At 38.7% G+C, this 13986-nt stretch carries 11 protein-coding genes; 3 read left to right on the top strand and 8 right to left on the bottom strand.

Annotated features, from left to right (window positions below; all coding sequences use genetic code 11):
- Positions 1 to 258 precede the first annotated feature (258 nt).
- Positions 259 to 1491 (bottom strand): tyrosine--tRNA ligase, encoded by a 1233-nt coding sequence (gene tyrS / locus F968_RS18925; RefSeq protein ID WP_081399589.1) that lies wholly within the window; start codon positions 1489 to 1491, stop codon positions 259 to 261.
- 61 nt (positions 1492 to 1552) lie between these two features.
- On the opposite strand from tyrS, the gene F968_RS18920 reads away from it, so the two are divergent.
- Both F968_RS18920 and F968_RS18915 read left to right on the top strand, forming a co-directional pair.
- On the top strand, positions 1553 to 2680 hold the full coding sequence (locus F968_RS18920; RefSeq protein ID WP_004795587.1) for an anhydro-N-acetylmuramic acid kinase: 1128 nt from the start codon (positions 1553 to 1555) through the stop codon (positions 2678 to 2680).
- Between the two features lie 128 nt (positions 2681 to 2808).
- A complete protein-coding gene (locus tag F968_RS18915) occupies positions 2809 to 3651 on the top strand; it encodes an alpha/beta fold hydrolase (RefSeq protein ID WP_004795585.1) in 843 nt (280 codons plus the stop codon).
- Between the two features lie 61 nt (positions 3652 to 3712).
- On the opposite strand, the gene erpA is transcribed toward F968_RS18915, so the two are convergent.
- The 4 genes from erpA to F968_RS18895 all read right to left on the bottom strand — a co-directional run bounded on the left by erpA (position 3713) and on the right by F968_RS18895 (position 7797).
- Positions 3713 to 4048, bottom strand: a complete 336-nt coding sequence (gene erpA / locus F968_RS18910; RefSeq protein WP_003656048.1) for an iron-sulfur cluster insertion protein ErpA — start codon at positions 4046 to 4048, stop codon at positions 3713 to 3715.
- Positions 4049 to 4172: 124 nt separating this feature from the next.
- Complete coding sequence (locus tag F968_RS18905) at positions 4173 to 5177, bottom strand: putative solute-binding protein (protein ID WP_004795584.1); 1005 nt, start codon at positions 5175 to 5177, stop codon at positions 4173 to 4175.
- A 352-nt stretch (positions 5178 to 5529) separates the two neighbouring features.
- A complete protein-coding gene (locus F968_RS20285) occupies positions 5530 to 6537 on the bottom strand; it encodes a putative solute-binding protein (RefSeq protein ID WP_003656045.1) in 1008 nt (335 codons plus the stop codon).
- A 255-nt stretch (positions 6538 to 6792) separates the two neighbouring features.
- Positions 6793 to 7797, bottom strand: coding sequence for a putative solute-binding protein (locus tag F968_RS18895; RefSeq protein WP_004795582.1), 1005 nt, complete (start codon positions 7795 to 7797; stop codon positions 6793 to 6795).
- Between the two features lie 253 nt (positions 7798 to 8050).
- On the opposite strand from F968_RS18895, the gene F968_RS18890 reads away from it, so the two are divergent.
- A complete protein-coding gene (locus tag F968_RS18890) occupies positions 8051 to 9979 on the top strand; it encodes an ATP-binding cassette domain-containing protein (protein ID WP_004795580.1) in 1929 nt (642 codons plus the stop codon).
- Positions 9980 to 10029: 50 nt separating this feature from the next.
- On the opposite strand, the gene F968_RS18885 is transcribed toward F968_RS18890, so the two are convergent.
- The 3 genes from F968_RS18885 to gyrB form a co-directional block, all read right to left on the bottom strand.
- Positions 10030 to 10956, bottom strand: a complete 927-nt coding sequence (locus F968_RS18885; RefSeq protein WP_034596540.1) for a TolB-like translocation protein — start codon at positions 10954 to 10956, stop codon at positions 10030 to 10032.
- Positions 10957 to 11080: 124 nt separating this feature from the next.
- The gene (cybC, locus tag F968_RS18880; protein WP_004795575.1) at positions 11081 to 11473 is read right to left on the bottom strand and encodes a cytochrome b562; all 393 of its coding nucleotides are present in this window, start codon (positions 11471 to 11473) and stop codon (positions 11081 to 11083) included.
- 37 nt (positions 11474 to 11510) lie between these two features.
- Positions 11511 to 13979 carry a DNA topoisomerase (ATP-hydrolyzing) subunit B gene (gene gyrB / locus F968_RS18875; RefSeq protein WP_004795574.1) on the bottom strand — a complete coding sequence of 823 codons (2469 nt, stop codon included), beginning with the start codon at positions 13977 to 13979 and terminating at the stop codon, positions 11511 to 11513.
- Positions 13980 to 13986 lie beyond the last annotated feature (7 nt).

Below are 13986 nucleotides of genomic sequence, written 5' to 3'. Positions count from 1 at the left end.
TCCAAAGATTCCAAAGATTCCAAAGATTCCAAAGATTCCAAAGATTCCAAAGATTCCAAAGATTCCAAAGATTCCAAAGAAATAATAGAGCAAATACTCTACCCTATTCTATATTTCTTCTTATTTTTTAATTTACTTCTTTTATTATTAGTGAATCACTGATCTATAAATTGTTCCACGTGGAACGTTGAATTGTTTTTTTGATTCTTAAATAAAAAAAGCAGGATTACTCCTGCTTTTTTTTATTACATAACACTCTTAGTCAGTGAACGTGACACGTGCAATTGCTTTTTTACCTGACTGAATAATGAAAGTACCGTTTTCTTTTACAGAGAAACCTGCATCAACAGCATTCCAGTCAACTTTTACTGCACCGCGAGCTACCGCATCTTTTGCAGCTGCAGCATTTGGATTTAATCCAGCTACACGTAGAATGGTAGCAATAAAGATTTCTCCACCAAACTCACCACGCGAAATAGTCACCTCTGGGGTGTCTTCTGGTACTTCACCTTCTGTAATAAGGTTACCAGCACTTTTATGTGCATTAGCTGCAGCTTCTGCATCATGGAAACGTTCAACTAGCTCAAGTGCAAGGATACGTTTTACTTCTTGTGGATTACGACCAGCAGCAATTTCATCTAATAAGGTTTTGATCTCATCTAGAGATTTAAAACTTAATAAATCGAAATAGCGTTCAATTAAAGAATCTGGCATTGATAAAACTTTTTGGTACATTGCCCCTGGCGTATCAAATACACCAATATAGTTACCTAAAGATTTAGACATTTTATTTACACCATCTAAACCTTCTAGAATCGGTACAGTGATACACACTTGTGATTCTTGGCCATAACGACTTTGTAAAGTACGGCCCATGAGAAGGTTAAAGGTCTGGTCTGTACCACCTAACTCTACGTCAGCTTCAAGTGCAATAGAGTCATAACCTTGAACTAAAGGATATAAAAACTCATGGATTGCAATCGGCTGATGGTTGCTATAACGCTTTGTAAAGTCATCGCGTTCTAACATGCGAGATACGGTTTGTTGACTTGCTAGCTGAATAAGATCAGCAGCAGACTTTTGATTAAACCATTCTGAGTTAAAACGTACTTTTGTTTTATTCGGGTCTAATATTTTGAAAACTTGTTCTTGATAAGTTTTAGCATTGGCTTCTACTTGTTCACGTGACAACGGCGGACGAGTTGCGCTTTTACCAGTTGGGTCACCGATCATCGCTGTATAGTCACCAATTAAGAAGGTAACTTCATGGCCCAAATCTTGGAAAGTTTTTAGTTTGTTAATAAGAACCGTATGTCCTAAATGTAAATCTGGTGCTGTAGGATCGAAACCAGCTTTAATTTTAAGAGGACGATTCTCTTTGAGCTTTTTCAGTAAATCTTCTTCTGAAATAATTTCGTGCGTGCCTCGTTGGATGAGGGCAAGCTGTTCTTCGGCGGGCAAGAAATTTGACATCACAAAACCTAAACACATCAGTTATTCAATTTGTGCGATATACTAACATTTTTTCAGCGTCTTGCAGGGGAAGTTGCATATGAGCGCAATCTATATCGGCGTAATGACTGGCACTAGTATGGATGGTGTGGATATTGTTGCGGCTTCATTTGAGCCACTACAGCTTCATGCCACTCTTACAGTTCCATTTGAACCCGAGTTACGTGATGAGCTTATGGCGTTAACTTTGCCTGATGACAATGAAATTGACCGCATGGGTAAAGCTGATGTTGCTCTAGCCAAAATGATTGGTCATGGGATTAATACTCTCATTGAAAAAAACCAGTTAGATCGTAGTCAAATTAAAGCAATTGGGTCGCATGGACAAACCATTCGTCACCGTCCAGAACATGGTTTTACTTTACAAATTGGTGATCCCAACATCATTACTGAAATCACTCAGATTCCGGTTGTTTCAGATTTCCGTCGTAGAGATATGGCAGCAGGCGGTCAAGGCGCGCCATTGGTTCCAGCTTTCCATCAAGCATTATTTCAACATCCAAGTATTCATCGTGTGATTTTGAATTTGGGTGGTATTGCTAATGTGAGTATGTTGCCTGCCAATAATGCTGACGGCGTATTTGGTTTTGATACAGGTCCTGCAAATATTTTGATGGATGCTTGGTGTCATCGCCATACAGGTCATCCATATGATGAAAACGGTGATTGGGCAGCTTATGGTCATCCTATTCGCTCTTTACTCGACCGCCTTCACGCCCATGAATATTTTTCTAAAGAACCACCTAAGAGCACAGGACGTGAAGACTTTAATATTGACTGGTTAGATGATCAGTTAATCGATTGGCGAAATGATTTAACTTATGATGAGTTAGAAGATACCCCTGAAAACATCCAAGCCACCTTATTAAAGCTTACTGTGCGTGCCATTCAAAAAGCGATTTATCGTTCTGAGATGGAAACAGGTGAAGTATATGTATGTGGTGGTGGTGCTTATAACTCTTATTTATTAGAACAATTACGCTGGCGTCTTCGTAAGCATAATTGGTCTGTTCAACCTACAGATGTTTTAGGGCTCTCCCCTACTTGGGTGGAGGCTACCGCATTTGCTTGGTTAGCAATGCGTTTTGTAAATGGTTTAAGTGGTAATTTGCCTGCAGTAACAGGTGCTTCGGATTTCAGAATTCTAGGTACAATCACAGTAGTATAAAAACTACTTATTGATTTGATTGGTCAGATTCGACCTCATAACACATTTACTGACCCGAAATGCTGTTATTTAAATGAGCATAAAAACTCATGATAAATGCCGACAAAAATAATTTAAGGCATGTTTGTATGGATCTGACTAAACGTATTCATCAATACACACGTGGGGCTTGGACATTCGATGTAATTGATTCAGGCCCTATAGATGGACCACTCGTTGTTTTATTGCATGGTTTTCCAGAAACTGCTCATAGTTGGGAGCAAACCTCTGAATTATTGCATCAGCATCAATTTAGAACACTTGCGATTCATCAACGTGGTTATAGTTTAAATGCTAGACCTCAAAGCCGATTTCAATATTCACTGAGTGAACTTGTAGAAGATGTGGCCAGTTTAATTGAGCAGCTTGGCCAGCCAGTTTATTTAATTGGGCATGACTGGGGCTCGGCAATTGCCTCGGGCGTTGCGATGAAGTATCCACAATATATTCAGCATCTCACTTTAGTTTCCGTACCCCATCAAGCTGCTTTTTTAAAAGCTTGTTTAAGCAGTAGACAACTTTTTAAATCTTATTATTTTGCAATTTTTCAGCTGCCGATTCTGCCCGAACTTTTATTTAAAAAAATACCTAAATTGGGCCGTAAGTTTCTTAAGTCATCAGGCATGACCGAAGAGCAAATTGCAATATTCGAGGCTGAGTTTATAGAAGAAAATAGGTTAACTACGGCGTTGAATTGGTATCGTGGCTTTTTTTGGAACAAGCCTCAAAATCCTTTTAAAGCAATAGATGTTCCTACTCTCTTTATTTGGGGTAAACATGATATTGCCGTTACAGAAAAAAGTGCCGAGCTAAACTCACATTATTTTAAAAATAGTTATGACGCGGTTTTTATGGATGCATCACATTGGATTCCATATCAGAATGCACCTGAACTAGTGCAATACTTTTTAGAATCTATCAGTGAAAAATAATGATTTGACCAATAAAAAAACCTCTCAAAATAGAGAGGTTTTTTTAATTTTAAAATTCTTTTTAAATCGAGAACGAAGAACCACAACCACATGTTGTTGTTGCATTCGGGTTTTGGATAATAAAACGTGACCCTTCAAGACCTTCTACATAGTCAACCACTGAGCCAATTAAATATTGATAGCTAAGTGAGTCAACAAGCATTTTTACATCGCCATTTACGAATTCTGCATCATCTTCATTTACGCTTTCAGCAAAATTGAAACCATACGAAAACCCTGAACACCCGCCCCCTGTTACATATACACGTAACATGAGATCGTCATTCCCTTCACTATCACGGAGTTGGCGTACCTTATTGGCAGCATTATCTGTCAAAACTAGAGCTTGGGCATTCATGATGATTGTTCCTCGGATTTTGCTGTGCCTTTCAAAATAAAAAAGACCCTATATTGAGTATAGCATAATCAATATAGGGTCTGTCTTCGAAGTTTAAAGCGAATCTTGAGTATTTTTATCAAGATTATTTGTAATTCTCGTCTTGTAAACCACATTCGAAGTTTTTAGCATCTTGTTTACAACGGAATTGCCAAAGAAGTTTCATCATACGTTTATCGTACACACCACGTTGTGTAAGGCTAATTCGAGACTCACGCATCAGCTTTTGGTAACCGGGTTTATCGGCAGCAGGAACATCCATCCAGTATTTTTGAGGAATATCAGCTTTCATTTTACCCAAGATGGTAAAGGCACGTGGTAGCTGACCTGAAACCCATTCTCTAGATTTCTGACCAAAACCAGCTGGGAACTTATCAGGACGGATAATAATATTTCCTGTCACCTGCAAAATCGGATAGTTCACAATCGCCCCTTTTGTTCCTAAACCTTTTTGTAGTTCCAAAGGTTTAAAGGCTGCTGCTGGCGCACCAATAATATCAACTTGATGGTTATTAAATTTAGCACCGAAATTTGTTATATCGGCACTAACAGCCTGCGCGCCTACCTGCTGAACCATAATTTTTTGAGCTTCATCATAGTCAAGAACAGCAATTTTTTTACCTGCGGCTTTCGCTACTGTATTGATGCTGCGGTCATTTACTAAAAGATACGCATCACCAACCGGAATAACACCTACAACCTCATAGCGACCATTAACCATATATTTACTAAAAGTCGGACTCGCTAAACCTTGCATGATTTTTACAGCAAGCTTGAGGTCAGGAATGGCCCCGATTGCATCTAATGACCCAGTAAATGAGTTAAATTGACGACCACGCATCCCTGACACACTAATACCATCACATTTGCCTGCTTTAAAATCTTCAGCAATCACGGCTTCATTTTGGTTTACTTTAAGTTCGATATCAGCTCCCCAGTTTTTCGCGGCAAGTTGATAATCCTTCATCAGCGCATAGACATCGCCATTTTTACCAACGAAGTCAAAAACACATACTGTTTGTTTAGCCTGAGCTGCAAAAGAAACTGTGGTAAGTCCCATCGCAAGTAATAGCATTTTGGAAAATTGCATATTCTTTTTCCTTTCCTTGTGGAGTTTTTCTTTTTCGATACCAAGAAATTTCACACCAATCAGGTATGAATTGGATAGGCCTCATATAAAAATCATGATGGAATATTTGTATAGACCATATTTGCTTTTATGATTTTATTTCCATGAAAAATAGATAGCGATTGACCTATCTATTAGCAATTATTTTAATCACTCAAGTCCTTGATCCATTTTTATACCTTCATGTTTCCTTATGAAGTTTTTATCTAAATTTAGCTTAACGTCTTTCTAACTAACAACAATGGCAGAATTGACAGCACATAGAAAACAAAAAGCCTAGAACTCAGTCTAGGCTTTTAGATAGAAATTAATATTATTCACCAGGCATTGAACATTCAAAGTTAGCCTTGTCTACAGAACAACGTGCTTTTTTAAGTACAGACATCATTCCTGCATCGTAAACACCGCGTTTAGTTAAGTCCATACGGCCATCACGCAACATTTTTTGATACTTAAGTTTGTCTTCTGCACTTAAGTTCATTTTGTATTTGCCAGGAATTTGTGCTTCTAAACGGTTGATCATTGCAAAGTTCTTAGGCAACTGTTTAACGAACCAGTCACGAGATTTTTGACCAAAACCAGCTGGGAATTTATCAGAACGTAATACTAGATCTGCTGTAACGTGTAATACAGGGAAGTTCCACATTACACCGTTTGCACCTAAACCTTTATTTAACTCTAATGGTTTGTAAGCATAAGCAGGTGCACCTACCATATCTACCTGACCATTGTTAAATTTCGCAGCAAAGTTTGAAATATCAGAAAGAACCGCTTGAGCACCTACGCGTTGCACCATAATTTTTTGTGCATCGTCATAACCTAACACGGCGAATTTTTTACCCGCAGCTTTTTCAACAGAGTTGATGTTTTTGTCACGTACGAAAATGAATGCTGAACCTAGCGGAGAAATACCAGCAACTTCGTATTTTTTACCACCCATATTAGTGGTCATTTTTGCTGCATTACGCGCATCTAATACATAGGTAATTGCACGTTGAGCGATTTGGTTATTTGGAACACCGCCAAGTGAGTCGATAGATCCTGCGAATTTGTTATATTGACGTGCACGCATTGCTGTCATTGCTACAGCATCACATTTGCCTGCTTTAAAATCATTATCAGCAACAGCCTCGTCCTGACGAGGAACTAAGTTAATTTCAGTACCCCAGCCTTTTGCAGCTAGAGCCCATTCTTCCATCATTTTATATGAGTCGCCTGCTTTTCCTAAGAGGTCGAATACACATACGGTACTCGCTGCTTGCGCTGAAGCAGAAAAACCAACAACAGAAGCGGCAGCCATAGCAAGTACGATTTTTTTCATTTTCTTCATCCTTCCACGGAACAGATTTTTTGTTTGAAGTTTCCTTTCAAAGACAGATATTAATCATGTTTTTTAGAAAAAAATAGAGCTTTTACTCAAATATTTTTATCTCATTGAACCATTGTTTGTTCAATTTAAATTATTTATTAGTGGTAAAAATCACTAAGTTTCCGTAAGTTACTTTTTATATTCACAATTTTCATACCCATATTCAGCTTTGAAATATATGTAGCGTTTTTGTGTTTAAAAAACAAACTATTCTCCATTAAGAGTACATTCAAAATTTGTCCGTTCAACTGTACAGCGGGCACGCTTTAGCACACTCATCATTGTTGCATCGTATACACCTTGTTTTGTTAAGCTGAGGCGACCTTCACGTAAAATTTTTTGATATTTAGTTTTGTCTTCTGCTGAAAAATTCATTTTAATTTTTGAGGGTACACCCATTTCTAGCCGCTTTATCATGGCAAAATTCTGAGGTAATTTTTGTATAAACCAAGTACGTGACTTTATACCGAAATCTGTAGGGAACTTATCACTTCGGGCAATTAAATCACCTGTGACGTTAACTACGGGGAAAGTAAACATTGCCCCTTTTACTCCCACCCCTTTACCAATCTCTAAAGGTTTATAAGCATAGGCTGGTGCCGCAATTGCATCGACTTGGCCACTATTAAACTTTTTCACAAAATCGGTAATTTCTGAAGGAATGGGCTGAGCGCCAACGCTTTCCACCATAATTTTTTGTGCTGCGTCATATTGCAAAATAGCAAACTTAGTCCCACGTACTTTTTCAATTGAATTCAGGTTTTTATCTCTCACAAATAAATAAGCTAATCCAATCTGAACAATACCGACGACCTCGTAATTGATTCCATTTTGTGCAGTTACCATACGATGTTTATTGCGTTTATCTAAAACATAGCTAATCGCTTTTTGCGCAATAGCATTACTGGTTACTCCACCAATTGCATCAATCGAACCTGCAAATTTATTGTAATTTCTCGCCCGCATGGAAGTCATATAAGCAGCATCACACTTGCCTTCACGCAACCTACGGTCAACCAAAGCTTCATCTTGAAATGGAATTAAAGTGATATCTGCTTGCCACTCTTTCGCTGCAAGCGCCCACTCTTCCATCAGTTTATAGGATTCACCTGACTTTCCTAATAAATCAAACACACACACATTTTGTCCCGCATGTGCTGTTCCCATAGCACAGCAAAATGCTGCGCCAATTATCCCCAATCTTTTTTTCATTTGACTTTCCTTAGTCTAGTTTTATTAATAGCTCATTAATCAACCAAATCTTAAACTGTTTTTATTTTAGCCATATTTTTTTAAATGTGTTCTATCTTATTCAATATTCTGAGAATTTCAGACGAATAGCTAAATCTATAACCTTTTAATATCTCCAATATTTGTCTGCTTGGAACTAAAATCCGGAAAGTTTTGTTTTCATCAGCACTTCTCTTTAAAATACAGCATCCCTAACTCACCTCGATACAATAAGATGATTCAATTTGATCAAGTTTCTTTACGCCGCGGTGGACGTGTTCTATTTCAAAAAGCGTCTATGCAATTACACCCAGGTTGGAAGATTGGTCTAACTGGTGTAAATGGTGCAGGTAAGTCGACATTATTTGCTGCATTACTTGGAAGTTTAGGTGCCGATGAAGGTTCACTTACTCGTCCTACAGGCTGGACCGTAGCGCATATGGCGCAAGAAATAAAAGCCTTAGATATGCCTGCAATTGATTTTGTTCTTTCAGGTGATGAAGAATTTTGGGATATTCAAAATAAGCTTGCTCAACCAGATCAATTGACTGATTTTGAATTGGCTAAATTGCATGGCAGATTTGATGAAATTCATGGTTATTCAGCACCATCTAAAGCAGCCCAACTCATGGCTGGTCTTGGTTTTCTAGAAAATCAATTACGTTTGAATGTTGAGAGTTTCTCAGGTGGGTGGCGTATGCGCTTAAATTTAGCGCGTACCCTTATGAGTCGTTCAGATTTATTATTACTAGACGAACCAACCAACCATTTAGACTTGGATGCAATTCTGTGGTTAGAAGATTGGCTTAAAGCCTATGAAGGTACACTCATCCTCATTTCGCATGACCGTGACTTTTTAGATGCGATTACAGATCATATTCTTCATATTGAAAATCAAGAACTCACGCTTTACACCGGAAACTATTCTACATTTGAAACTACGCGTAGTGAACGTCTTGCCCAACAACAACAAGCTTTTGAGAAACAAGAAGAAACACGTGCTCATCTACAAAAGTTTATTGACCGTTTTAAAGCAAAAGCGACTAAAGCTCGTCAGGCGCAGAGTCGTATTAAACAACTTGAGCGCATGCAGCAACTTGCACCCGCTCATGTAGATACGCCGTTTACGTTTAGTTTCCGTGAACCCACCAAAATGAGTTCTCCTTTGCTGACTTTAGACAATGCCAGTATTGGTTATGGTGATAAACAAATAGCTGAAAAAATCAGATTACAAATTACACCAACCTCACGTATTGGTTTACTTGGTATGAACGGCGCAGGTAAGTCAACATTGATTAAGAGCTTGGTTGGTGATTTACCTCTCTTAGCGGGTGAACGTAAAGCTTCCGAACTGCTTAACATTGGTTACTTTGCGCAGCACCAAATGGATGCTTTAGATGGCCATGCTACTCCAATGTTACAGCTTGCTCGTATAGCAGATAAAAAAATTAGTGAAGCCACCCTACGTTCTTTCTTAGGTAGTTTTGGCTTTAGTGGTGAACGCATGGATACGCCATGTGAAACCTTTTCTGGTGGAGAGCGCGCTCGTTTAGCCCTCGCACTCATTGTATGGCAGCGTCCAAACGTTTTAATTCTCGATGAACCGACGAACCATTTAGATCTAGATATGCGTCATGCACTAAGCATGGCATTACAAGACTTTGAAGGTGCTGTCGTATTGGTTTCCCACGAACGTCAACTTATTGCAAGTGTTTGTGACGAGCTTCTTTTGGTACACGGCGGTAAATGTACCGAATTCGAAGGTGATTTACAGGATTATGCAAAATGGCTACGTGAAGCACGTCAGCAACTCATTAATGCTCAAACTGCTGTGGCGCAGAATAATTCATCCTCTACCACTGCTGCCCCAGCTAAAGTCGATAAAGAAGCACAGCGTAAAGAAGCAGCTCGCCGTCGTGAACAGACTCGACCTATTCGTAAAAACATTGAAAAAGTTGAGTCTCAAATTGAGAAGCTTCAACCGCAGCTTGCCAAAATTGAAGAATCTCTAGCAGACACATCTCTATATGAGGCTGCACGTAAAGACGATTTACTCAAACTTATGAATGAACAGACTGAGCTGAAGGCTAAACTTGAGCAACACGAAGAGCAGCTTTTAGAACTCATGATGGAGTTAGAAGAAATGGAAGCTTCTTTTGATTAATCTGTTTTCTAAAATAAAAAAGCCGATTTCTTAATCGGCTTTTTTATTAATTAATAAGGGGTATAAAAAGCCCCTAATTCATTTAAATTGCTATTTACAGGTAAAGGCCAAACATTGCTTGATTGGCTATCTGCGATATATAGATCATAACCGCCTCGACTACCTGTTTGCCCTGCAAGTGACACCACCATGTAACGCTGATCTAAAGGCACTGGATCGGAAGTATCATAATTAATGCTGTTAAATGGCAAACGTGTGGTTTGTTTATTAGCCATGTCATAGAGATAGATCTGATCATGAGCATTTGTTGGACTGTACCAGCGTACATATAAGAAGCGACTTCCTTGCCACCATATTGGATAGTATGAAGCGATATTGGTTAGCTGTGTATCATAGGCACCCGACTGATCAATACTGAAAATTCGAGAATTATTTCCAGCACCTTTTGCATATAAGATTTGGGTAGTATTTACCATCGGATAAGGCATCGATTCTTCTATGTCCCAACCATTTTGAGTGACAGAAGTTATCGTACGATCCATCATTTTAACGATTTTTAAATCGCCATTTTGTTTGAAAATAATACGCTGGTTATCTATGAATTTTGGATCTTCATCGCGTTTGTTATTTCCCTGAGTTAAGTTAATGGGTAACTCACTACTACCCACTTTCCAAGCATACACATCCCATGCATCGCCATAATGCTGCCCAGAGTTAACCCCCATAAAAGTTAACCATTTTCCATCTGGGGAAAAATGACCATTCATCATATGGTCAATTTTCCAATTTGTGCCCAGTAATGTAGTCTGCTGCGTTGTGAAGTTATAAAGATAAAGTTTACTGTCCCACGCGTCATAATCACTATAACGATGAAATACTAATTTGCCATAAAAGGTCGGGACTGTAGCAGCATGCAATTGAAATAAGCAATTAAAAAACATGATCCCAATGCATAAGAGTTTTTGTGTTTTTTTCAAAATTATATTCTCTTGATATAAATGGAAACTACCATCTAAATGGCAGTTTAAAAGTTCATTTCTTATAAAAAAAGGCTTTGTTTTTAATTAAACAAAGCCTTTTCTTTAATCATCATAAAAAGAATTATCTAAACTTTTTATGATTTTCATTTCGTATTGTGACTAAATTGATTGCTTCAGTTTTGGCTTGATCTAATTGTCCTTGCTCAACCAAAGCAGTTACTTTATCAATCTCGGCAACAAGCTGATCTAAACCAGCTTGGTACTCTTTTACCTGTACATTTCCTGAAGGCAAACCTTCGAGTTTATGTGGCAAATATTGCTTAGAAGAAACTGCTGCTTCACGCATTACAACAAGCTGTTGTTTCGCATTAGCAGTATCTTTCGCTTCAGCAAATGCTTTTGTGCTCTTAGCTAAAGTTTTCATATTTGTTTCTAAATCAGCTGCCCAAACAGTAGAGCTTCCTAAAAACACACATGAGATTAACAGACTAGCTAATATTTTCTGACCCATCATCTTCTCTCCCTAGACTGATTTAGAATCGAGTTATCAATTAAGCATCAATATCCGCATTTAAAGCATTTTCTTCAATGAATGCACGACGTGGTTCCACATCATCACCCATCAAGCAAGAGAACATACGATCTGCTTCAATCGCATCATCAATAGTTACCTGCAACATATTACGGTTTTCAGGATCCATTGTCGTTTCCCAAAGCTGTTCAGCGTTCATCTCACCAAGACCTTTATAGCGCTGAATCATCATACCGCGGCGCGAATCTTGCAAAATATGCTGCCAAACCTGATGGAAGTTAGCCACTTGAATACGGCGATCACCTTTTTGTAAATAAGCACCATCTTCAAGCAAACTGAACCAGCTCTTCGAGTTTTTCAGCAAACGTGCATACTCAGCTGAATTCAATAAAGCTGCATCAAGCAAATATGCATGTGGCAAGTTATGAACATATACCGTAATACGCGGCCAATAATGCGCAGATTTTTCACCTTGAGCATTTTCACGCTCAAATGACTCTAGTGTAATTTCTGGGCGTAAACTTGGCTGTAATCTTGTAATGATAGCTTTTACTTGATCAGCCCATTGTTGTACATAAGCCTGATCATGATTTTGATCGCTCTTGAACGCTTCTACTTCAAGTAAAGCATCCAATAAGCTAGCTGGATAACGTAAAGTTAAGCGCTGTAAGCTCTTTTGTGAAACTTGATAGTCTTGAATGACTTTTGCAAGTGCTTCACCTGTAATAGCAGGTGCTTCAGCATTGGTATGCAAAGATAGCTCATCAATCGCATTTGAAATTAAATAAGTTTCCAATGCATCATTATCTTTGATGTATTGTTCCTGCTTACCTTTTTTCAATTTATACAAAGGTGGCTGTGCAATATAAATATGCCCACGCTCAACCAATTCTGGCATTTGACGGAAGAAGAACGTTAATAACAAGGTACGAATGTGCGAACCATCAACGTCGGCATCGGTCATGATAATGATTTTATGATAGCGTAGCTTATCAGGATTATATTCTTCACGACCAATACCACAGCCAAGCGCAGTAATTAAAGTACCGACTTCCTGACTAGAAATCATTTTGTCAAAGCGCGCACGTTCAACGTTCAGGATTTTACCTTTCAACGGCAAAATAGCCTGCATTTTACGGTTACGGCCTTGCTTGGCACTACCACCTGCAGAGTCACCCTCGACAAGATATAGTTCAGAAAGTGCTGGATCTTTTTCCTGACAATCTGCCAATTTACCTGGTAAACCAGCGATATCAAGTGCGCTTTTACGACGCGTCATTTCACGTGCTTTACGCGCAGCATCACGCGCACGCGCAGCATCAATAATTTTACCTGCAATCGATTTTGCAGCTTGCGGGTTTTCAAGTAAGTAAGCAGAGAACTCTTTGTTCATTGCTTGCTCAACTGCTGGTTTTACTTCACTCGATACCAGTTTTTCTTTGGTTTGAGATGAGAACTTCGGATCAGGTACTTTTACCGAAATAATAGCAGTTAAACCTTCACGCGCATCGTCACCAGTTACATTGACTTTTTCTTTCTTGATAATATTTTCATTTTCAAGATATTGGTTAAGACCACGTGTCAACGCTGCACGGAAACCTGCTAAATGCGTACCACCATCTTTTTGAGGAATATTATTGGTAAAACAACGAACGTTTTCTTGATAACTTTCGTTCCACTGTAAGGCTACTTCTACAACAATGCCGTTATCTGTATCCGCAGTGAAATGGAAAATCTCATTCAGATGAGTTTTACCTTCGTTAATGTATTTTACGAACTCAGATAAGCCACCTTCGTAGTCATACACATGTTCAAGGTTAATTCGTTCATCACGTAAAACAATACGCACGCCCGCATTTAAGAATGAAAGCTCACGTAAACGACGCGCTAAAATTTCTACGTTAAAGATAGTTTGGCTAAAAGTTTCTGCACTTGGCCAAAAACGTACTGTTGTACCGCTTTTATCTGTTTCACCAATCACACGTAATGGATATTGTGGATCACCGTGTTGATATTCTTGCTCATGCACTTGACCAGCGCGAGAAATCATTAAATGTAATTTACGCGAAAGTGCGTTTACTACAGAAACACCTACGCCGTGCAAACCACCTGAAACTTTATAGCTGTTGTCATCAAACTTACCACCTGCGTGCAGAATGGTAAGAATTACTTCTGCTGCAGAAACACCTTCTTCAGGGTGAATATCGGTTGGAATACCACGGCCATTATCAGAAACGCTTACTGACTCATCTTCATGAATAGTGACAATAATTTCATCACAATGCCCAGCTAAAGCTTCATCGATTGCGTTATCGACTACCTCGAATACCATATGGTGTAAACCGGTACCGTCGTCTGTATCCCCAATATACATACCCGGACGTTTACGAACTGCATCTAATCCACGTAATACTTTAATACTAGAGGAATCATAAGCCTTTTCATTGGTTTGTTCTGTTTGAGAGGCTGATTGAGACTCTGAACTCATGGTTTCT

The organism is Acinetobacter sp. NIPH 817 (genome assembly GCF_000368405.1).
In the GTDB taxonomy this organism is placed as follows: domain Bacteria; phylum Pseudomonadota; class Gammaproteobacteria; order Pseudomonadales; family Moraxellaceae; genus Acinetobacter.
The sequence above is the reverse complement of the archived record's forward strand: the minus strand, read 5'-3'. Positions and strand labels throughout refer to the sequence as shown.